We start from the raw sequence: 21,194 nt of genomic DNA on the forward strand, positions 1-21,194 counted from the left end.
TCAGGACAGTGCCGGATTCATCCGTGAGCCTGCACCGTGAAAGCGTCCTTCATGTAGTCGACGAACACATAGCCACGACCCCATCGCATCGTGCATGAGTAATTTAAGAAGCGTGTGCGTGCGATTCATAAACACATAGGCTTCGTGAGGTGCCACCTGACCAAAGCGCTGAATTGCCTTAGTGCGCAAGGTATCCATCCCTGCTCGTAAATCTGTCGCCTCACTCACCAGGATGATTCTATCTAGTGCCAGTAGGCTAGACGCTTGCTCTTGAATTCCCACTCGTTGGGCGGTCTCGATACGCATTAAAGACGGCATTGATTTCTCCTAACATACACAAAACCTTAGTGTCGCGCAATTTAGCAGGAATGAATACATGTGTTCACCGGACGCTTACTGTCTATTTGCTGATGATGTAATGCAGATAACAAAACACAGTTCATACAGACGTATTAGAAAACTTATACAGTTTGCCGATAATGTAGATAACAAAAAAAACCTGTACTTATCAACTGACAGTACAGGTTGGGTGGCTAGTAAGACGACAATCTTCTTCTTAATCTATTCGACGACCAGTTTCTTTATTAAACCAGTGTAATGGGAACTTTGGATTGCTACCAATCTTAATCGTATCACCCGCTTTGATATTCATGCCATCTGTTTCATGCAAATCAGCACGGAGTACTAATGATTGATTATCTAACTTACAGTGAATTAATTGTTCCGAACCTAAGATTTCTACCATCTCTACAGATACAGGAAATTGTGGTATATGTAGGCTGAGGTGCTCAGGGCGAATACCTAAAATAACATTTTGCCCTTTAACAGATGAATTGATAGCCTGATTATCAATGTTCATCAACATACCAGATTCGCTTTTAATAATACCTTGTTCATCAACCGTCACATTGATCAGGTTCATTGGTGGAGAACCAATAAAACTTGCCACAAAAGTGGAAGCTGGTCGTTCAAAAACCTCAACAGGTGTACCTATTTGCTCTGCATAGCCCTTATTCATGACAACCATTCGGTGTGCTAGAGTCATCGCCTCTACTTGGTCATGAGTAACGTACAGACTGGTGGTCTTTAAGCGTTGATGTAATTTCTGAATTTCAAGACGCATTTGTACACGTAATTTAGCATCAAGATTCGAAAGTGGTTCATCAAACAAGAAGACCTTGGGTTCTCGGACAATAGCACGACCCATGGCGACGCGTTGACGTTGTCCACCTGAAAGCTGGCGTGGACGACGATCAAGTAGATGGCTTAGTTCTAGAATTTTAGCCGCTTCTTGAACCCGTTTATCAATTTCTTCCTTGCTAAGTTTACGAATTTTAAGACCATAGGCCATATTTTCATAAACAGACATATGAGGGTAGAGTGCGTAATTTTGGAAAACCATTGCAATATCACGATCAGCAGGCTCTAAGTCATTGACCACTTTACCATCAATCTCGATTTGTCCATCTGATACAGATTCAAGACCAGCAACCATACGCATTAATGTTGATTTACCACAGCCTGAAGGTCCAACAATAACAATAAACTCACCATCTTTAACTTCTAAATCAACGCCATGGATGACCGCGACATTTCCAGGATAAACTTTCTTTACGTTTTTAAAATTTAATGTTGCCATAATTGCATTCCTTTATTTTTCTGTGTCAACAAGGCCTTTAACAAACCATTTCTGCATTAATAAGACGACTAGCCCAGGTGGCAACATCGCTAAAATTGCTGTGGCCATAACTAAATTCCAGCTAGTTACGCCATCACCACCACTAATCATCGTGCGAATACCCAAAACGATAGGGGTATAATCTTCTGAGGTTTTCATGACGAGTGGCCATAGGTATTGATTCCAGCCGTAGGTGAATTGAATAACAAATAAAGCAGCTATACTGGTACGTGATAGAGGAAAAAGGATATCTTTGAAAAAGCGCATTGGTCCAGCACCATCAATGCGTGCAGCCTCTACTAACTCATCTGGAACTGTCAAGAAGAATTGACGGAATAAGAAAGTAGCTGTTGCAGAAGCAATTAATGGTAATGTTAAGCCCGCATAGGTATTGACAAGACCTAGACTAGCTACGACTTCAAATGTTGGAGAAATCCGTACTTCTACAGGTAACATGAGGGTGATAAAAATCAGCCAAAAGCATACCATTCTGAGAGGAAATCTAAAATAAACAATAGCAAAGGCAGATAGCATGGAGATAGTGATTTTACCGACAGCAATAATCATTGCTGTGACAAAACTTACCCATAACATATTGCTGACAGGGGTGGCATTAGCTCTTCCACCACCAATTAAAGCATTGCTGTAGTTTTCGATAAAATGAGAGCCAGGCAATAGTGACATAGGCGCATTCGCTACTTCTTGAGCTGTTTGTGTTGATGCAACAAATGCAATATAAAGAGGGAAGGCCACTAGTGCTAAACCAATAATTAAGGTAGCGTGTGCAACAAAATCTAACCAGGGACGACGTTCAACCATTAAGTATCTCCTTAGTATTGAACTTTACGATCAACGTAACGGAATTGAATGACAGTTAGCACAATAACCATCAATAATAGAATGACAGATTGAGCGCCTGATGAACCGTAATCAAATGATTTGAAGGCGGTTTTGTATACGTTGTAAACAAGAATATTGGTTGATGATCCTGGACCACCTTGCGTGGTGATATCAATAATCGCAAAGGTGTCGAAAAAGGCATAAACCATATTTATCACCAATAAGAAGAATGTTGTTGGTGATAATAACGGAAAAACAATAGTCCAGAAACGTCTGCGAGGCGAAGCACCGTCAATGGCAGCGGCTTCAATGAGAGAGCGAGGGATAGATTGTAATCCAGCTAAAAAGAATAAGAAATTATAGGAAATTTGCTTCCAGATCGCTGCCATGACAACTAATACCATGGCATCTGTTGCATCTAATTGCGGATTCCAATCAATGCCTAATCGAGTTAGGTAAACAGCCACTGTCCCGACAGCAGGGGAGAACATAAATACCCAAAGTACCCCGACGACAGCAGGAGCAACAGCATAAGGCCAAATAATTAAGGTTTTATAGGTAGTCGCAAATTTGACCACTCTATCAGCCATTACGGCAAGTAACAAAGCAACAGATAAACCAATCACGGCGACTAAAGATGAGAAAATCATCGTTACCCAGAATGATTGATAATAATGAGGATCATTGAAGAGAGCAATGTAATTGCTTAGCCCAACAAATTCGGCATCACCACCGAAAGCTCCTTCAAATAAAAAAAGATTTCCAAATAGCTTGACCAGCAGGCCAGAAGAAAAAAATAAGCGTAATCGCCAATTGTGGCGTTAATAGTAAATAGGGAAGTGCCTTGTGTGTAAAGACGACTCGTTTTTCCATAAATTGACGAACCTTATAATGAATACTGCGGGAGACATTCCCGCAGTACCTCGAAAAGAGCAATTAATTATATACGAAGAATTACTTATTGCTGTTCTCAAAACGCTCTAATAATTCATTATCACGTTTAGTCATATCAGCTAAAGCATCTTTTACAGATACTTTACCTGCAAATAAGTTTTCCATTTCGCCTTCTTGGATATCACGAATTTGAGGTAAGAAACCTAAACGAACACCACGAGACGCATCTGTTGTTTCTACGTTTAATTGTTCAAATGGAACGTCAGTGCCTGGGTTTTTCTCATAGAAGCCAGATGCTTTTGTTGCTTCATAAGCAGCTTTCACAACAGGAACATAACCTGTCTCTTGATGCCATTTAGCAGCCACTTCTGTACTAGAAATATAGTGGAAGAAAGCCGTTACACCTTTGTAAGTCTCTGCTGATTTTTTATTGAAAACCCATAGTGATGCACCGCCAATCACACTGTTTTGAGGTTTTTGAACGATATCACTATTGTAAGGTAATTTAGAAATACCAAATTCAAATTTAGCATTTTTCATAAACCCAGCACGTGAACCACTAGAACCAGTGAACATAGCACATTTACCAGATGAGAATAGACCATTAGCGGCATCACCACGACCTGCATATGTGAATGTACCATCTTTAGCCATTTGAGCTAAGTACTCAAAGTTTTTCACAAAAGCATCTTGTGTTAAATCAACACGTGCATCTAAACCACCGAAACCGTTATTTTTAGAAGCAAAAGGAACATTATGTAATGCACCGAAGTTTTCTACTAAAACCCATGAAGGCCAAGATGTTGTGTAACCACATTCTGCACCAGCGGCTTTTAATTTTTTCGCTGCTTCGTTGATTTCTTGGTATGTTTTTGGTGGGTTATTAACGTCTAAACCAGCTTTTGCAAATAAGTCCTTGTTATAGTAGAACACTGGAGTAGAGCTGTTAAAAGGCATAGAAGCTAGTTTACCATTAGCTTCTGAGTAGTAACCAGCGATACCAGGTACAAATTTAGCTGGATCGATAGGGTTGCCAGCTTCTTCACTCATTTCTTGAACAGGTTTGATTGCACCTTTTGAGAACATCATTGTTGCTGTACCTACTTCAAATACCTGAATAATGTCTGGTGATTGACCAGCACGATAGGCAGCAATACCAGCATTCATTGATTCGCCATAATTACCTTTGTAGGTGGCTACAACTTTATAGTCAGATTGGCTTTTGTTAAAGCCTTCAACGATTTCGTTTACGCGTTCACCTAAGGCTCCTTCCATAGAATGCCAGAAAGAGATTTCTGTAGCAGCAGAAGCTGTACCAGTTACGGCTAATAGGGTTGCTAATGATAGTGCTTTGGGAAAAAATTTCATGAGTTGTCTCTCCATAATTGAGTGCAAACTTACTAAATAAAGATGCCACATCTTGTAGCTGAGCACCATAATATTACTTGTATGTGACAAATGTGTGAAGTCTTTATTATAAAATTTAAAAAATTTTACATGATTATACGGATTTTATTGTGATACATAATAGGACATACTATAGTAACTGCAAAAAAGTATTTTATTTATCTTATCTATAGAGAGGTTAGGCTATATGAGCGAAAAAGTAACCATTGGTTTTATTGGTGGTGGAAATATGGCAAGAGCATTAGGTAGTGGTATTCTTGCTACAAATGTACAGAATGTAGATTTATATGTAGTAGATCATAGTGAGCGCTCTAAGCAACCTTGGCAAGCCTTGGGGGTTCAAGTACATGCTACACCAACAGCTCAATTATCTAATTGCCAAGTATGGATTTATGCTGTTAAACCTCAAACCATGAAGGAGGCTATTGATCAGACCAAATCCTATCTTAAACCAGATACATTGGTTATTAGTGTGGCAGCTGGCTTAACGACAACAACTCTATGTGAATGGTTAAATCATACTAATTTAATCCGTACGATGCCCAATACTCCTTCAATGATAGGGCAGGGTGTTACTGGTTTATATGCGTGCTCAGGAGTGAGTCAAGAATCTATTGGTTTAGCTACGCAGCTATTAGAGGCTGTTGGACAAGTGGTTCGTGTCAATGATGAAAACTTATTAAATGCAGTGACTGCCTTATCTGGCAGTGGTCCTGCTTATGTATTTCTATTCATAGAATCATTGATCGCAGGAGCAATGAAATTGGGTCTAACTGAAGAAGCGGCTAAAGCATCGGCTATTCAAACCATCCTTGGGTCAGCGCTATTGGCAAAGCAATCACCTGATTCACCAGAGGTATTGAGAAAAAATGTTACTTCTAAGGGAGGGACAACGGCGGCAGCTTTAGCACAATTTGAACAAAAAGGATTTGCTCAAATGGTTGAAGAAGCAATGCTAGCTGCATCAAGACGAGCAGAGGAGTTGTCTCAAGAACTCTCACAACATGGCTGAGGTAGAAGGATATTGTTTAGTGATAAGTTATTTGGCATTAAGTTATTAGTGTGCATTTTTATGGTGCATTTTAAGGGAATTTAATGCATTAATTTTTTAATCGTAACGTAAAATCCTAGCGTTAAACCTAGTATAAATTTTTATTATTAGTTATTAAAATAAGCGATTTACGATTTATTTATTAGTAATTTTGTATTAACTGGAGTAGGAATGGACAACTTTTTACCTCAATTTCTCCAGCAATTATTTAATGGTCTCTCTTTAGGGGCTATTTATGCGATGATTGCAATTGGATATACGATGGTATATGGCATCATTGGTATGATTAACTTTGCCCATGGCGAAATTTATATGATTGGTGCTTATGTTGGGTTAATTACTCTCACCGCTTTAGGTGTGGGGGGAGATATACCTGTGCCTTTATTGATTATGAGCATGATTGTGATTGCAGCGTTCGTGACGGGTTGTTATGGTTATACTGTTGAAAAAGTAGCCTATCGCCCTTTGCGTAATAGCCCACGGCTAGTATCACTCATTTCAGCAATTGGTATGTCTATTTTCTTACAGAACTGGGTGGCTTTAGGGCAAGGTGCAAAAGATGTGGCAGTACCAAATATTCTGCCTGGCGCATATCATATCGAGTGGGGGGATTTTAGTCTAACACTTTCATATGCAAAACTATTGATTATTGTGGTGGTATTTGCATTGATGGTAGCACTGACGCTTTATATCAAAAATTCTAAAATGGGTCGTGCTTCGCGTGCGTGTTCTCAAGATATGCAAATGGCTAATTTGTTAGGCATTGATACTAATAAAGTTATCTCATTCACATTTGTACTGGGTGCTGTATTAGCCGCTGTTGGTGGAGTGCTAATTGCCATTGCCATTGGTAAATTAAATCCATTTATCGGATTTATTGCTGGTATTAAAGCATTTACGGCGGCAGTATTAGGTGGTATTGGTAGCATCCCTGGCGCTATTTTAGGTGGTGTTTTATTAGGTATCGCAGAAACTTTCGCGGCAGCGTATATTTCTTCTGAATATAAAGATATTGTAGCCTTTGGCTTACTTGTTCTTATTCTTTTATTTAGACCTAGTGGTTTACTAGGCAAGCCAGAGGTAGAAAAAGTATGATTAAAAATTTAAAAAACGCTTTTTTTAGTACGGCCTTGACAGCTATTTTAGCTGTACCGATTTTTGGATTAACACTGAAACGTCAAGGTATTGGAACTGTTATTGAACCTCACTATAGTGTTGTTGCTTGGGGATGTTTATTAGTATTTTTATTCCAGCTGTTGGTACAACCTTTATTACAAAAGAGCGCCACTTTTAATAAAATGACTTTGCCACAATGGCCAACATTTAGTCCGAAAAAAATTAATCTAATTTTATTGGTTGTTGTGTCCATTGCCGTTATTTGGCCTTTTTTTAGTAACCGTGTTTCAGTCGATATTGCGACACTCGTGCTTATTTATATCATGCTAGGGTTAGGGCTAAATATTGTAGTGGGCTTTGCGGGCTTATTGGATTTAGGCTTTGTAGGGTTCTATGCGGTAGGCGCTTATACCTATGCCTTGTTATTTCATTGGGCTGGCTGGACATTCTGGGAGGCATTACCTTTATCAGGAGTAATGGCTGCATTATTTGGATTCTTATTGGGGTTCCCTGTGCTACGTTTGCGTGGTGACTATTTGGCCATTGTGACATTGGGGTTTGGTGAAATCATTCGTTTATTATTAGTCAATTTAAATGAATGGACAGGTGGTCCTGACGGAATTAATGGTATTCCTAAACCTTCAGTTTTGGGCTATACCATGGCACGTCGTGCACCAGAAGGTGAGCAAACTTTCCACCAATTGATGGGGTGGAAGTTTGATAATATGGATGTAGTCATTTATTTATATCTAATGGCATTGGCATTGGCCGTTCTTACCTTACTGTTATCTAATCGCTTAGTGAGAATGCCTATTGGTCGTGCATGGGAGGCACTTCGTGAAGATGAAATTGCTTGCCGATCATTAGGACTCAATCCGACTAAAGTTAAATTATCGGCATTTACTTTAGGGGCTATGTGTGCTGGTTTTGGTGGTGCCTTCTTTGCAGCTCGCCAAGGCCTAGTCAATCCAGAATCATTTACATTCATTGAGTCAGCATTAATTTTGGCGATAGTCGTATTAGGTGGTATGGGATCTCAAGTTGGGGTAATTTTTGCTGCAATCTTATTGACTGTTCTCCCTGAAATGGCTCGTCAGTTTGCAGAGTATCGTATGTTAATTTTTGGTTTAGTGATGGTATTAATGATGATGTGGCGTCCACAAGGATTGTTACCTATTAAACGTCCTCACGTGGAGATTTCAGCATGAGTGAAACGATATTATCTGTGCAAAATTTAGTAATGCGTTTCGGAGGATTAGTTGCCGTTGATCAGGTAACCTTCGATGTGCATAAACATGAGATTTTCTCAATTATTGGGCCTAACGGTGCAGGTAAAACGACAGTCTTTAACTGCGTTAGTGGTTTTTATAGTCCTTCTGAGGGGCATATTTCTTTATTTGGTGAAAATATTACCGGTAAACCAAGTCATGTTGTTGCTAATCATGGTTTGGTGAGAACCTTTCAAAACGTACGACTATTTAAGAATTTGACGGTATTAGAAAATCTCTTAGTTGCTCAACATTAACCATTTATTCCGCAGGGTTTTTAGCAGGTTTATTTAAGTTACCTTCTTATAAACGTAGTGAAAAAGAAGCGTTAGACAATGCTGTTCGATGGCTTGAGTTTATGGGTTTAAAAGAGTTCGCTAATCGTGAAGCGGGTAATCTTGCCTATGGTCACCAACGTCGCTTGGAAATTGCCCGTTGTATGATTACAAAACCCAAGCTTTTATTGCTTGATGAACCAGCCGCAGGGTTAAATCCTCAAGAGAAGAAAGACTTAGCTAAGATGATTGATCAACTTAGACGAGAATTTGATATATCAGTACTATTAATTGAACATGATATGAGTCTGATTATGGATATTTCGGATCGTATTATGGTGATGGAAATGGGGCGTCCTTTGGTAACTGGTTTACCACAAGAAGTTCAAAATGATCCTCAAGTAATTAAAGCATATTTGGGAGAATAGCCGTGCTAAAGTTAGAAAATGTCAGTGCACATTATGGTGCTATTCAAGCTTTGCATAATGTGAGTATTGAGGTTAATGAAGGTGAGATAGTTACCTTGATTGGTGCTAATGGTGCTGGTAAAACCACTTTATTGAAAACGGTTTGTGGTAATCCAAGAGCATCAGAAGGAAAAATTTTCCTATTTGGTGAAGATGTCACACAACACGAGACACATGTCATTATGCGTAAAGATATCGCAATTTCACCAGAAGGGCGTCGAGTTTTTCCTGCCTTAACCGTAGTAGAAAACTTGAAAATGGGTGGTTTCTTTCTAGATAAACAAGAAATCGAAGAAGGTATCGCACATGTTTTTGCTTTGTTTCCTCGCTTAGAGGAAAGGGCTAATCAACGTGCTGGCACGATGTCTGGTGGTGAGCAACAGATGTTAGCTATTGGTCGTGCATTAATGAGCCGTCCAAAATTATTATTATTAGATGAGCCAACATTAGGACTTGCCCCATTAATTATTGCGCAAATTTTTGAAATTATTCAAACTATTCGTCAGCAGGGTATTACTGTGTTCTTGGTTGAGCAAAATGCTAATAAAGCCTTGCAGGTTGCTGATCGTGGCTATGTGCTAGAAACAGGGCGTGTTGTATTAGAAGATACGGGTGCCAATTTATTAGTGAATGACGATGTTCGTAAAGCTTATCTAGGACATTAATAATCTGGTTATCCATAAACTTATCCCCCATATTGATTCCTAAAGATAGTGTTCATTATGGGGGAAATTTTATATAAAAAATAATTTATTTTTATAGAATAGTTAGGTCATTAAGACTTATTTTCTTCTCTAGTCATCACTTTCATCAAGTTCATCATCACCAGTTGCCTTAGTGGTGTTGTCGTCAGTGAGTTCAAGAGGCGTATCAGACTGTATAACTTCGGAAGAAGTGTTGCCAATTTTTTCTTTAGTAGTTTTATAAGCAGGACGATTGTTAATAGCTTCTAAAAAATAATAAATATTAGGGAAGCTAGTTTCGTTAATCATTCCTTTTGCTTTAGCTTGTTCAAGAACATAGCTCAATTGAATATCAGCAGCGGTGAAATAGCTACCACAGGTCCAACCATGTTCATTTAAGTTACGCTCAATGTGTTGCAGGCTTTGTTCAATATCAGCAGCACTTGGATTGCTTAGTGCGGTTGTCACTGCTTTTTTAAGAATTGAGCGTGCAAAAAATGGTACACGTGAATTAGCTAGTTTTTCGGATTGAGTATATAAATTAAATAAAGGTATCAAGTCTGCTTCAATATGATTAATCCATTGTTGATAAAGTGTGTATTGAGCAGATGCCATTGGTGGGCGCAATCCCATTCTATCGTAACGACTTAATAAGTAATCAGCAATTGCGTAAGCCCCCACAATCGTTTCAGAACCATCGGTTAAAGCCACTTGTGAGCGGGAAAAAAGGTTCGCATTTGGATTATCCTGTGAAACATGTCCAATTTGATAGGTAAGTTGTAATTCTTCAAGTAACCATACTGTGCGATAAGCTCCAGGCGCTTCTAAACGGTGGATTGTAATCATATGTTCCCTTCAATGTTAATTTGAGAATACCAAACTTTATTTTACGTGAAACTACTTAAAACTTATATAAAACATAGCATTATCACTCAAACTGATGTTAAAAAATGCTAACTTACGATAGTGATGTATTTTTATTACCACAATGAATTTATTTTAGGAATGACAGTGTAATAAAAGTGGTGAGATAGTCTTTGAGTGTTAAAAAATAACTATTATTTTTAATAAATTAATAGGGGATTTTTTAAGTGTTAATAAGTAAATTTTTAGATAAAAATAATAATTTCCAAGGGAAATAAGGATATTCCTTATTGTTATGAAAAAGAATAAAGGCTATCATATTCCTTATATGATAGAAAAGTCTAATAGGGTTATTTGTATTACTTATGGTTATAAGTAACGAATAGTAGATTAGTATTAATTTAGTAGAGGAGAGGTGATGAAAAAATTATTTTTTTTAACTTACAATAGTTTCCTTGTTATCCCCATTGCCGAGTATTGCTCAAGATGCTCAATCGATAGAAAGGGGCAAACAAGTTGCTGCCGTTTGCGCAGCCTGTCATATGCCTGATGGAAGAGGTCAGGTTGTTGCTAACGTGGAAACAAGACCACGTATTACAGGCTTAAATCCTACTTACTTTGTAAAACAACTTCACGCCTTTAAAGATGGTACCCGTGACAATGTCACTATGAAACCAATAGTATCTATGCTTAATGATGAACAAATAAAAGACGTAGCAAATTATTTTGCGAGTTTACCCGTTGTACATGATACATTTACCCCTCAAGAAAGTGATAAAGAGTTACTTGAGTTAGGTCAACAATTGATGACAAAAGGTGATTGGGATCGTTATATTCCTGCCTGTGCACAGTGTCATGGTGAAAATGCGTATGGTAGTGGCGTTAATTTCCCTAATTTGAATGGTCAAGCACCTGAATATATTAAGCAACAATTAGAAGCATGGCAAAAAGGTACACGTAACAATGATTTACTTGGTCTAATGAAGCCTATTGCCAATCGATTATCTGAAAAAGATATTCAAGCTGTATCGCTTTGGTTTGCATCTCAACCTGCAACAGTCGCTAAATAATTAAGTCAGGGGAAAGCATATGTTAAGAAAATTTTCGGTATTAAGTTTTATTCTAGCAGGTGTTTTTGCTTCGCAAGCTCATGCTGTTCAAATTAGTAAAATGGGTAAAGATCTTACGCCAGAAGAGCGAGCAACGTTAAAAGCAATGTTGCCTAATGCGCCTGAGCCTAAAGATGATGAGTTTGTGCATATTCCACCGTCAATGGCTGACTTAGAAGCTTCTAATATTCATCCTAAATTAAAAGAGGCAATCAAAAGAGGGTATGATTTGTTTACAAATACTCAACAGCTTAAAGGTAAGAATGTTTTTAACAATATGAACTGTGTCAGTTGTCATATGGGTGAAGGCCGACGTCCGTTTGCTGGACCTGTTTGGGCTGCAGTTGTGACCTTACCTGATTTTCGTGGCAAAAATGGTCATGTGAATAATCTTGAAGAGCGAATTGTTGGCTGTTTTAGTTTCTCAATGAATGGAAAACCACCTGAGTATGGCAGTGATGATATGGTGGCATTAACAGCGTATCATCAATGGTTGGCTAAAGGTGTGCCGGTGTATCCAGACGTGAAGTTATATGGTCGAGGCTATCCAAAACTTAAAGATCCTGCTGAGAAACCTGATTTTGCGCGAGGTAAGGCATTATATGAACAGAATTGTGCTGCGTGTCACGGTGAAAATGGGGCTGGTTTGGTGCAGAATGGTAAAGTACAATTCCCAGCCTTGTGGGGTGATGACTCATTTAACTGGGGAGCTGGTGCAGCACGTGTATTTACGCTAGCTGCCTTTATTAAATACAATATGCCACTGGGTAAGGCGCCGAGTTTGACGGATCAAGAAGCTTGGGATCTTGCACAGTATGTTGATGGCCAGGAGAGACCTCAAGATCCTCGTTATACTGAGGATGTTAAAGAAACTCGTGCTAAATATGAAAAAACGTTCCATAAGGATACGCTTTATGGTTTGGAAGTAAATGGTAAATTATTGGGTAATCATAAGAATGTGGGTCATAAAGACTTCTTAAAGCCTGATGCATTACGATCAAGAGATTTTTCTGGTCAAGCAAAATAATTGCCATGTTTGAACTGTAGATAGTCTTTCTACTATTTAAAGCTAGAGCCTGTAATCAGCCTTGATTACAGGCTCAGATTGTTTATAGAGCGTGGTTGGATTTTGACGAGCTGCTTTTCTTATTCATGAAAATCAGCACGCCGAAAGGACAGCTCTTCATCTACAGTCATAACTTGTAATTATTATTAGTTATAGACTCTATTTTTTCTGGTGTAATTAGTTAAACTTTTGTATGATAGTTCATCTTACTTATGAGAGAGAAGTATGCAAACTTGGGTAGAAGCGATTGGTGCAGAAAAGCAGAAAGAATACTTTATTCAGTTACTTGATAAAGTTCATCATGCAAGGCAATTAGGGACGATCTATCCTGCCGCTAAAGATGTATTTAATGCTTTTCGTTATACTAATTTTGCAGAGGTGAAAGTCGTCATTTTGGGACAAGATCCTTATCATGGACCTAATCAAGCGCATGGATTGGCTTTCTCCGTTCAAGAGGGGGTAGATATTCCGCCTTCATTAAAAAACATCTATAAAGAGCTATCACGCGATATTTCTGGTTTCAAAATTCCATTACATGGTTATTTAAAAAAATGGGCGGATCAAGGAGTGCTACTATTAAATACTGTTCTTACTGTACAAGCAGGATTGGCACATTCTCATGCCAGTTGGGGATGGGAGAGATTTACTGATAAGGTGATTCAGGTACTAAATGAGGAACGAGAGGGCGTGGTATTTTTATTATGGGGTAGCCATGCACAAAAAAAAGGGGCACTAATAGATAGACAAAAACATTTAGTATTGACAAGTGCTCATCCTTCACCACTATCTGCTCATCGTGGTTTCTTAGGGAATCACCATTTTTCTCAAACAAATGCCTATCTTGTTAATAGAGGAGAGACCCCAATCGATTGGCAAGTGTAGCTAGGTTGAGGTCGCTGTAAATCTTACGAGCAATGAATAGCTTATTAGCATAATGGTATGAATATTAGCTATTTTTAGGGTGAATTTTAGGGTTTTTACTAGTTTTTTGGGTAATGGAATTTTTATAATTGCTTAGATTAGCATTACTAAAGATAGCTATTAAACGACAATAAATCTATTAAAGACATATAAAAAATAAAAATTATCCTAATTTTGTTAGATAAAGTAATTTTGTTCAAAGGGAGAGCGTTATGCAAAAAAATATTTTGCATACCTTGTAAGCTTGTTTTTTTTTGTCCTCAACAATTTATTCATTTAATTAAAACCTTTTTTCGTCTTTATCCTGCTTTTTTCATTTACTCCTGCCAATGCCTCTATCCAACATGATGTAGTGGGACTTTATCGTTTTCCTGATAGTAGTAGTGACGGGATGGGAGGCAGTACGTTAGCCATTTTAGAAAATCAACAATTTGTTCAGATAGCTTTTGCTACCTTGGTGGTTGGCAAATGGGAAATGGAGCAAACGAATGGATATAAGCTTATTTTAAAGCCAATGAATCCTACATCAAGGTTTCAGGTATATGCTAGAAAAAATCCTGACATTGTTCATGATGTTCGATTTCTTTTTTCTAGCGGTCCTTATGATGAAGTATATTTTGGTTTTCAAGCCGATAAATTACAGAGGGTCGTTAAAGAAACAGAGGAAACGCCTCCCCCTTATAAGTTTCAGCATGCGTTGACATCTAAAGAGTTTTTCTTATTAGCTAAGGGCGAACCAAATGATGAGATAGTCGCTTTTAACCTTGGATTATACAATGATATCTATATTGACTATGTTGGCTCTAGTCAATTTGTTCCTACGACTGAATATCTATTAGTACAAAATGGACTATCTTCACCAGAAAATCCGCAGCAAATCATTTATAAAGAAGCCTTACCACAGGAAGGAGAGGATGCTGAGTTTCTTAAAGAGGCAGAAATGTATTATCAGCAAGCTTTTAACGCTGACTATAAATTGTTAAATACGGATGATATGGAGGTAGAAGATATACAGAGGAGGATTGACTTAGGCGATTATCATATTAATCAACGTAATAATCACTATGAGGCAAACAATAAGACTGATGAGCCAAATGCGTATTTGAAAATTGATGTGCTCAAGAAATATGATAAATTACCCCCAGAAAAATCGTTGATTAAAACCTATAGAGTTGAAAAAGGAAGTGTGTTATAGCCTATTTGTAAAGGAGTCTATCATGAAACGTAAAAGTTTATGGCAACGAGGAGTGATATAAAACCATCTTTGCGAAAATAAGTTTGAGGTATGACAGCTTTATCCAATGCTAATTTTACGAATAGTTTTTAATTGATTTTTACAGGACACTATAAGCTCTGAATATTTCTAAGGAGCTTATATGTCTATCACTACATCCCCCAAATTATCCTCAAAACGACTTGGTCAGGCAATGACAGAGTATATTGTCATTGTTTCTATAGTAGCCAACATTTTTTGTTTTAAATATGCCGAAGAAGTCCTATATATAAGGGATTTAAGGCATAAATACGCTAGATTTTGTATATGGCTTGTCTTAACTTGTCTTAAGCTGATTTATCTAAACTAAAACACAAAGCGGGTAAAAACGTGGGTAAAAGCACAATCTAGACTGTGGGTAAAAAGTTATGTATACTTTAGCCTATAAACACAATCTAGACAGGTGGAAAAATGGCACTTACAGAACGTCAGTGTAGGGCATTTGTTGCAACGGACAAAGTACAAAAATTTGCTGATGGCAAAGGGCTTACACTCGTTGTTCATCCCAATGGCAGCAAGTATTGGCATGGACGCTATCGAGTGGGGGGTAAAGAGCAAACGAAATCATTAGGTGCATATCCAGAAGTTTCATTAGCATCAGCGAGAGAACAATGGGCACATTTTAAAGAGTCTCCGCTTTTACCCACATCACATCGACTAACCGTTACGGATGTTTATGCGCGTGTGGAGGGTTGGCGAGCTTCTAAAGGGTATAAACGAGATAGAAATTTACCCACAACGTTTGCTAAGTTATCAAAACCCTTACAGCATGCCTATGTGGATGAAGTCACACCAAAGATGTTAGCTTTTGAAATTGAACGTGTGTCTAATAGCGATAAAAAATCTATTCCCCATTCGGTAAAGAGATTATTGAATTTAATCTTTGAGCTTGCTATAGATATAGGACAGATAGAACAGAACCCAGCGGCACGATTACATCGGCTTTTACCCACACTGACATATACGCCATTTCCTTGCATGGATAAGACAATGGTTGGTGATTATGTTACGGCTATCCACCACCCAAAAAATAAAATAAGCTTACGGCTACAACTATTTTTAAAACTAAGCTTATTAACGGCTACCCGCTCTATTGAGCTGCGCAATGCTAGATGGAGTCATATTGATGTGGATAATAAGTTGTGGGTAATCCCAAAAGCCTTAATGAAGGCTGATGCAGACCATATCGTCCCATTAGCTGATATTACATTGGACCTATTTAAGTTTTTGCATAGATTGGGAGAGGATGATTTACTGTTCAAAGGAGGACATCGGGCGATGCTGCCAAGCACTAGCTCCACTTCTTATATCCATGACAGCATACTAGGATTAAAGGGCAAGCACTGCATGCATGGCAACAGAAGTCTATTTACCACGGTGATGCAAGAAGATTTTGGTTGGGGATATAAGCCCCTTGATGTGCAGCTTGCTCATACTAAATGGCAAGAGACAGCGCAACAATCCTACGATAGAGCTACATTTTTACCTCAGCGTGTGGAGATTATGACCCAATGGGCCAACTGGTTAGATGACCAAGCGAGGTCGGCAGAGGGTAGTTTAGGGGGCATAGGATACCCAATCTTGTGATAATACACCTACAGACACCTCAATAAGTTAAAAAAGTTAGGGGGCATAATGCCCCCATGACGACAGAAGCTCAATACCACAAGCAAGTAATCCACCGTAAAACGGGCGAGCATTACGACCAGAATTATGATCCAGTAGCCCAAATGGTGAAGGATAGATACACTCGTGCTCGCGAATGGCGACGTAGTGACAAGATTGGTCGTTATAGTGTAGAGGAATCACTGGTTAATTGTTATAACCAGTACCATAGCATTCCAGAGCCATGCGATGCCGAGTTAGAAGAGCGTATCAATACAAATGTGCATATGTCCTTGACTAAGCATAAAGTGGATACGTTGGTGGCATGGCTACGAGATTTAATTGGTAGTACAAATAATAGTCCTTTTATTGTAGAGCCTACGCCAATTCCAGACCTGAATGAATCAGCTAAACAGCAAGTCATTATGAAGATGCGAGCTAAGATGCTGGCTGGGTTTGAAGGAACGCCAGAGCAGGTATTTGAGTTAGCTAGACAACTGAAAGCTGAGCAATTAGCTGAGGAGTTTAGGCTTGCTAATATTGCTAGCCAAGGGATGCAAAAGCTGATTGATGACCAACTTATAGAAGCTGGGTTCAGAAATCAGATGATGGATTTCTTGACTAATTTTGCTTTATATCCATACGCCGTTATGATTGGTCCCATGCCAGAGATGATTCCTGTCTTTAAGTGGCGTGGAAATTCACCAACAACAGGTACTAAGACTATTCTTAGCGCCTATAACGTATCACCATTTGATTACTATTGGTCGCCTGATACCTATCAAGCAGGCAAGGGTACCTGTGACATTATTCGCATTCGCATGACGAAAATGAATTTATTGCGTTGTGTAGATTTGCCAGGGTTTATCCGTCAGAACATTATTAATGCGGTGCAGTATTTTGATCATCCAGACCATTCGTTAGATTGGCTAAGCCAGAATCCTGATAAGGATAGGATGCCAATTAAAAATTGGCCACAAGACACCTCAATTGATTTATTGGTGCATTATGGTGCGTTAAGTGGTAGAGAATTGCGTAACTACGGTATGACAGGTGTAGAAGATACGAAGTTCTATGAATGCCAAGCGATGACGTTAGGCAGCTGGACTATACGTCTTATGCTTAATCCAAACCCTGATATGTCAGCTCGTCCTATTTATTCTGCTAGTTATCAACGAGTGCCAGGCAAGATGGCAGGTTATGGTATTGGGCAGATTATCCGTGATATTGAGCGGTCGTATATGGCGGCTTATCGTGGGCTTATCGAAAATATCGGTTTTAGTACAGCTCCTATTGGTGAGGTGGATTACGCACGTATTCAACGGTATATGAGCGATGATCAGTTAGGGCAATTGATGAGTGCAACGGTTATCCCAACAGACCCAGATATGGCTGGTGGAGGTCGTCCAGCACATTACTTCCATAATGTCCCCAATATTTCAGGTCAGCTAGTTAATGTGATGCAGTATTTTACCGAGCTTGCTGACCGCCATACGGGTATCCCTGCAGCGATGAGTGGGCAACCTGTTGGTACGGGCGTGAATCGTACATTCCGAGGCATTATGGCGCTGTATGGTAACGCACTAAAAGGTGTTCAATCCGCCTTAATCAATCTTGATAAAGAGTTGTTTGAGCCGTTGGGTAAAAATTATTTTGCCTACAACATGAAATTTAGCAAAGACCAGACAATCAAAGGCGATTCAATGGTTAGAGCTAGAGGTATGGAAGGCTTACTACAGAAAGAAATCGATAAGCAAAATTCATTAGAAAACCTACAAATGATTGCACAGCTTTCACAAACAGGTCAAGTTGATCCGAAAGTATTGAACTGGGCAGTCACTAAAGCGTTACAGACAAGCGGAGTGCCATTAGCTGAGTTGGGTGTTGATGATCAAGCTGAGATGCCAGCGCATCCAGACCAAATGGCGCAAGCTATTGGACAAGTACCTCCAAGCCCACCAGAAGCACTACCACAATGACGGAGAAATCAGTATGAAGCGTGAAGATAAAGAGTCAACCCTTAAACAAATCCTTATGTGGTTACCCGATACGTTGTATTCCATCGTGTGTGGAAACTTAGAGTGTACTTACTGTGCGTTCTATAGAGGGGTCGTCGTAGGGACACTTTTTTGGGGAGTAGTTAGCACTACGCTAATGTAGGAAAGTCTACGGCAAGGCTAGACTTCGCCAATATAGGAGAATTTTATGGATGGATCACCCATATTACTGAATGACCTCGTGTGGGATTTGTTACTAGGCACAGGAAAAGTCGTGGCCATTAATGCTGATGGGTCATTTGACGTTGAGTTTGGTACCAGACAGGCCACGTATCAAGCAGGTGGCATGCTGGCAGGAGTAAAACGGTTGTATTGGGCTAATCCAATACAGTTTGTGCCACCTAAGCAGGAAACTAAAAAGTGGCAAATTATCAAGAACGTGATTGAGTTATTAAAGCGAGAGCTATAGATGACAAAGTGCGAGATTAAAACAGGCCGTGTAGTTACCACTACCACAGATACAGCGCTAGCACCTCAAGCAGGTAATGGCACTGTGGGGTTTGTTTTGTTTGATAGCAAGTCAACCTCGCAATGGTCTGATGTGTTTAGGGTGGATGCCAGTGAAAGCTTATTGCTGAGTGCCTATGGTTTAAGTGGGCAGATAGTAGATAACGGTCCTGATAAGTGGCAGACATGTGAGAGCGTAGAAGTGTATCGTTTTTCACCTATTGTCCTTAGTATGCCGCAGGGGGATGCGTGCTGTGGTCCTGACGGTGTACCAGATTATTCCCTTATTAGAGAGCAGGTTAAAGCCTCTACTCGTTGTGATAGTTGGGAGCTTGTTTGTAGCTCACCATTTGGCATTATTGCATTGCCAGGGTATTACCGCCTTAAGTTATCTCATGAACATATGATTGGCCAGATTTATGTAGAGGGGGAACGCATGAAAGCCGTACCTCTACCAGAACGATTTATTTTCGGAGGTTGATATGGATTTATTTGATACAAAATCAACCTCACCAGTAAGTGATGTCTTTGTATTAGGTGAAGGAGAGGTAGCGCTCTTACAAGCATTTAACTTGGCAAACTCACAACGAGCCGTTGTGCAACGAGTACGGTTTACAGATGGCTATGTACCGTCTGGTAATGCTTGTAAAGAGACGATGTGTATTCCGCCATCAAAAATTGCGTTAGTAGAGGACATTACTCAATGTGGCGTATGGGCATTAAATCCATGTCAAAACGTAGCACTTTTGGCAATACCTGGAGTATATCGCCTTGCATTGGATGATGGTGAGGCAGAAAAAGAGGTTGCTCCAGGCGTACCTATTCCTGTAGCGAAAAGTACGGCAGTCGGCACAGCGATTATACAGATGACACGATTGAGTACAACGCATGCAGCGATCATTCCTAAAGATTTATTTTTTGGTGCTGTGACAGGTTGTCACGGTTGTAACTAAGGAGATTATTATGGCTGGCAAATGTTGCGGCGAACCAGAATTACCAAAGGTCATGAGCGATGTCACGCTTGTAGACCCACGAATCATTAATCCAGAGTTTGTAAATACGAAATTCACCACCGATTGTAAAGGGCGTGATGTTACGGAAGATACCCCAGTGGTGAGCTGTATGAATATCACGAAAGACGGTATTTTAGCATCGAAAGATGCAGGTAACGTTGTCAAGGTAGGCTCAGACGGTGGGGTATTTTTGAATGGCAATAAAGCGGCTACTGACCCTAAAACGGTTGCTGTAGTCGATGCCGCAGGCAATATCGGTATGCCGATTTCTAAAGATGCAGGCAATGAAGCTCGTAAGGGTTCTGATGGTGGATTATATGTTCCTGAATCGGTGACTACTATTACAGGAAAAGACGGCAACAAACATGCATCAGGCACATGTATCCCATCATGCGCACAAACACAGGACATGATTAACGCATCGATTCCAGATATCGCTGGTATTGCGAGAACAGTGGTCCACGATACCGTTAACTTTAAAAACTGTGCAGGTCAAGAGCATGCGTTAGATGCCACTATCCCATCATGTGCAGAACTTACTGACGCTATCAGAACAGCGATTGCAAAAGGCTTAATTAATCCTGCCGAGTTGATTTCAAGCGATGCAGGTAATGCGATTAAAGTAGGCAGTGATGGCAAGATATTTGTCGATGCAAGCTCAAGTAGTGGTGGAGGTAGTAATTACGGTACGATTATCTATGTAACGGCAGATTCATTTATAGCTACTGCACACGGTGGTAGACGCAGCTATGAATTTGAGGTTTCTGGACTAGAACCTAACACATCATACACCATCAAGGTGGATCATCCAAATGATCTTAACGATGGGTATCATGACGAGTGGAGAGGGTTTACAACGGACTCTACTGGTGCCTATCGAGGTAGTAGCACTAGCGTAGCAGGACCATCAGACACTCATATTCAGGCTAGTTATAGAGATTTGTTTAAATCAGGCACTACAACACGAGTTGGCAATCTGAGGATTATTCATGACGATAGAACCAGATCTGATACGGGTGGTGTACTCATAACAGACCAAATTGGTTAATTTTTTAAGGAGATTGAAAATGAAAAAGTATTGTTAGCAGCGGAGACAGTAGCCGTGACATTAGCCGCATGTTCTACGACAAAAAACCCAGAGGGGTATGTGGCACGTTTAC

19 protein-coding genes and 2 pseudogenes are annotated in these 21,194 nt (G+C 39.5%); 15 read left to right on the forward strand and 6 right to left on the reverse strand.

Annotated elements, in window-relative coordinates; translation table 11 throughout:
* The 5 genes and pseudogenes from tnpB to ugpB all read right to left on the reverse strand — a co-directional run bounded on the left by tnpB (position 1) and on the right by ugpB (position 4,780).
* Entirely contained in the window at positions 1 to 318 is a 318-nt protein-coding gene (gene tnpB / locus V757_RS0115075) for an IS66 family insertion sequence element accessory protein TnpB (protein WP_023952871.1), read from the reverse strand.
* Positions 319 to 556: 238 nt separating this feature from the next.
* On the reverse strand, positions 557 to 1,639 hold the full coding sequence (locus tag V757_RS25920; protein ID WP_023952873.1) for a sn-glycerol-3-phosphate import ATP-binding protein UgpC: 1,083 nt from the start codon (positions 1,637 to 1,639) through the stop codon (positions 557 to 559).
* A gap of 12 nt (positions 1,640 to 1,651) precedes the next feature.
* Positions 1,652 to 2,497: a sn-glycerol-3-phosphate ABC transporter permease UgpE gene (gene ugpE, locus V757_RS25925; RefSeq protein WP_023952875.1), complete on the reverse strand. Its 846-nt coding sequence runs from the start codon at positions 2,495 to 2,497 to the stop codon at positions 1,652 to 1,654.
* An 11-nt stretch (positions 2,498 to 2,508) separates the two neighbouring features.
* Positions 2,509 to 3,391 (reverse strand): annotated as a pseudogene (ugpA, locus tag V757_RS25930) (sn-glycerol-3-phosphate ABC transporter permease UgpA).
* Between the two features lie 81 nt (positions 3,392 to 3,472).
* The gene (ugpB, locus tag V757_RS25935; protein WP_023952877.1) at positions 3,473 to 4,780 is read right to left on the reverse strand and encodes a sn-glycerol-3-phosphate ABC transporter substrate-binding protein UgpB; all 1,308 of its coding nucleotides are present in this window, start codon (positions 4,778 to 4,780) and stop codon (positions 3,473 to 3,475) included.
* Positions 4,781 to 5,006: 226 nt separating this feature from the next.
* Here ugpB and proC point away from each other — a divergent pair, with 226 nt between their 5' ends.
* The 5 genes and pseudogenes from proC to V757_RS25960 all read left to right on the forward strand — a co-directional run bounded on the left by proC (position 5,007) and on the right by V757_RS25960 (position 9,661).
* Positions 5,007 to 5,831, forward strand: coding sequence for a pyrroline-5-carboxylate reductase (gene proC, locus V757_RS25940; RefSeq protein ID WP_023952879.1), 825 nt, complete (start codon positions 5,007 to 5,009; stop codon positions 5,829 to 5,831).
* 210 nt (positions 5,832 to 6,041) lie between these two features.
* Positions 6,042 to 6,965 carry a high-affinity branched-chain amino acid ABC transporter permease LivH gene (gene livH, locus V757_RS25945; protein WP_023952881.1) on the forward strand — a complete coding sequence of 308 codons (924 nt, stop codon included), beginning with the start codon at positions 6,042 to 6,044 and terminating at the stop codon, positions 6,963 to 6,965.
* Positions 6,962 to 8,194, forward strand: a complete 1,233-nt coding sequence (locus tag V757_RS25950) for a high-affinity branched-chain amino acid ABC transporter permease LivM (RefSeq protein WP_023952883.1) — start codon at positions 6,962 to 6,964, stop codon at positions 8,192 to 8,194. The genes livH and V757_RS25950 overlap by 4 nt, the downstream gene beginning before the upstream one ends.
* Positions 8,191 to 8,957, forward strand: a pseudogene (gene livG / locus V757_RS25955) (high-affinity branched-chain amino acid ABC transporter ATP-binding protein LivG). Before V757_RS25950 ends, livG begins: the two are co-directional and overlap by 4 nt.
* A 2-nt stretch (positions 8,958 to 8,959) precedes the next feature.
* Positions 8,960 to 9,661: an ABC transporter ATP-binding protein gene (locus tag V757_RS25960; RefSeq protein ID WP_023952885.1), complete on the forward strand. Its 702-nt coding sequence runs from the start codon at positions 8,960 to 8,962 to the stop codon at positions 9,659 to 9,661.
* 129 nt (positions 9,662 to 9,790) lie between these two features.
* Here V757_RS25960 and V757_RS25965 read toward each other — a convergent pair whose 3' ends face one another.
* Positions 9,791 to 10,525, reverse strand: coding sequence for a glutathione S-transferase family protein (locus tag V757_RS25965; protein ID WP_023952887.1), 735 nt, complete (start codon positions 10,523 to 10,525; stop codon positions 9,791 to 9,793).
* Positions 10,526 to 10,998: 473 nt separating this feature from the next.
* Here V757_RS25965 and V757_RS25970 point away from each other — a divergent pair, with 473 nt between their 5' ends.
* The 10 genes from V757_RS25970 to V757_RS26015 all read left to right on the forward strand — a co-directional run bounded on the left by V757_RS25970 (position 10,999) and on the right by V757_RS26015 (position 21,082).
* On the forward strand, positions 10,999 to 11,613 hold the full coding sequence (locus V757_RS25970) for a c-type cytochrome (RefSeq protein ID WP_023952889.1): 615 nt from the start codon (positions 10,999 to 11,001) through the stop codon (positions 11,611 to 11,613).
* Positions 11,614 to 11,632: 19 nt separating this feature from the next.
* Positions 11,633 to 12,679 (forward strand): c-type cytochrome, encoded by a 1,047-nt coding sequence (locus V757_RS25975; protein WP_023952891.1) that lies wholly within the window; start codon positions 11,633 to 11,635, stop codon positions 12,677 to 12,679.
* 264 nt (positions 12,680 to 12,943) lie between these two features.
* Complete coding sequence (gene ung / locus V757_RS25980; protein WP_023952893.1) at positions 12,944 to 13,600, forward strand: uracil-DNA glycosylase; 657 nt, start codon at positions 12,944 to 12,946, stop codon at positions 13,598 to 13,600.
* 391 nt (positions 13,601 to 13,991) lie between these two features.
* Positions 13,992 to 14,834: a hypothetical protein gene (locus tag V757_RS25985; protein ID WP_147628880.1), complete on the forward strand. Its 843-nt coding sequence runs from the start codon at positions 13,992 to 13,994 to the stop codon at positions 14,832 to 14,834.
* A gap of 489 nt (positions 14,835 to 15,323) precedes the next feature.
* Positions 15,324 to 16,499 carry a tyrosine-type recombinase/integrase gene (locus tag V757_RS25990; RefSeq protein ID WP_023952897.1) on the forward strand — a complete coding sequence of 392 codons (1,176 nt, stop codon included), beginning with the start codon at positions 15,324 to 15,326 and terminating at the stop codon, positions 16,497 to 16,499.
* Between the two features lie 56 nt (positions 16,500 to 16,555).
* Complete coding sequence (locus tag V757_RS25995; protein WP_023952899.1) at positions 16,556 to 18,496, forward strand: hypothetical protein; 1,941 nt, start codon at positions 16,556 to 16,558, stop codon at positions 18,494 to 18,496.
* A 226-nt stretch (positions 18,497 to 18,722) separates the two neighbouring features.
* Positions 18,723 to 18,983, forward strand: a complete 261-nt coding sequence (locus V757_RS26000; RefSeq protein ID WP_023952900.1) for a hypothetical protein — start codon at positions 18,723 to 18,725, stop codon at positions 18,981 to 18,983.
* Complete coding sequence (locus V757_RS26005) at positions 18,984 to 19,502, forward strand: hypothetical protein (RefSeq protein ID WP_023952902.1); 519 nt, start codon at positions 18,984 to 18,986, stop codon at positions 19,500 to 19,502.
* A 1-nt stretch (position 19,503) separates the two neighbouring features.
* Entirely contained in the window at positions 19,504 to 19,974 is a 471-nt protein-coding gene (locus tag V757_RS26010; protein WP_023952904.1) for a hypothetical protein, read from the forward strand.
* 10 nt (positions 19,975 to 19,984) lie between these two features.
* Positions 19,985 to 21,082, forward strand: a complete 1,098-nt coding sequence (locus V757_RS26015; protein WP_023952906.1) for a hypothetical protein — start codon at positions 19,985 to 19,987, stop codon at positions 21,080 to 21,082.
* The last annotated feature ends 112 nt before the right edge of the window (positions 21,083 to 21,194 follow it).

Source organism: Pelistega indica (assembly GCF_000506865.1).
GTDB lineage: Bacteria > Pseudomonadota > Gammaproteobacteria > Burkholderiales > Burkholderiaceae_B > Taylorella > Taylorella indica.

Bases quoted from the DNA above. Each gene is read 5' to 3' on its own strand.
- tnpB (WP_023952871.1), bottom strand. From the start codon at position 318: ATGCCGTCTTTAATGCGTATCGAGACCGCCCAACGAGTGGGAATTCAA.
- V757_RS25920 (WP_023952873.1), bottom strand. From the start codon at position 1,639: ATGGCAACATTAAATTTTAAAAACGTAAAGAAAGTTTATCCTGGAAAT.
- ugpE (WP_023952875.1), bottom strand. From the start codon at position 2,497: ATGGTTGAACGTCGTCCCTGGTTAGATTTTGTTGCACACGCTACCTTA.
- ugpB (WP_023952877.1), bottom strand. From the start codon at position 4,780: ATGAAATTTTTTCCCAAAGCACTATCATTAGCAACCCTATTAGCCGTA.
- proC (WP_023952879.1), top strand. From the start codon at position 5,007: ATGAGCGAAAAAGTAACCATTGGTTTTATTGGTGGTGGAAATATGGCA.
- livH (WP_023952881.1), top strand. From the start codon at position 6,042: ATGGACAACTTTTTACCTCAATTTCTCCAGCAATTATTTAATGGTCTC.
- V757_RS25950 (WP_023952883.1), top strand. From the start codon at position 6,962: ATGATTAAAAATTTAAAAAACGCTTTTTTTAGTACGGCCTTGACAGCT.
- V757_RS25965 (WP_023952887.1), bottom strand. From the start codon at position 10,525: ATGATTACAATCCACCGTTTAGAAGCGCCTGGAGCTTATCGCACAGTA.
- V757_RS25975 (WP_023952891.1), top strand. From the start codon at position 11,633: ATGTTAAGAAAATTTTCGGTATTAAGTTTTATTCTAGCAGGTGTTTTT.
- ung (WP_023952893.1), top strand. From the start codon at position 12,944: ATGCAAACTTGGGTAGAAGCGATTGGTGCAGAAAAGCAGAAAGAATAC.
- V757_RS25990 (WP_023952897.1), top strand. From the start codon at position 15,324: ATGGCACTTACAGAACGTCAGTGTAGGGCATTTGTTGCAACGGACAAA.
- V757_RS25995 (WP_023952899.1), top strand. From the start codon at position 16,556: ATGACGACAGAAGCTCAATACCACAAGCAAGTAATCCACCGTAAAACG.
- V757_RS26000 (WP_023952900.1), top strand. From the start codon at position 18,723: ATGGATGGATCACCCATATTACTGAATGACCTCGTGTGGGATTTGTTA.
- V757_RS26005 (WP_023952902.1), top strand. From the start codon at position 18,984: ATGACAAAGTGCGAGATTAAAACAGGCCGTGTAGTTACCACTACCACA.
- V757_RS26010 (WP_023952904.1), top strand. From the start codon at position 19,504: ATGGATTTATTTGATACAAAATCAACCTCACCAGTAAGTGATGTCTTT.
- V757_RS26015 (WP_023952906.1), top strand. From the start codon at position 19,985: ATGGCTGGCAAATGTTGCGGCGAACCAGAATTACCAAAGGTCATGAGC.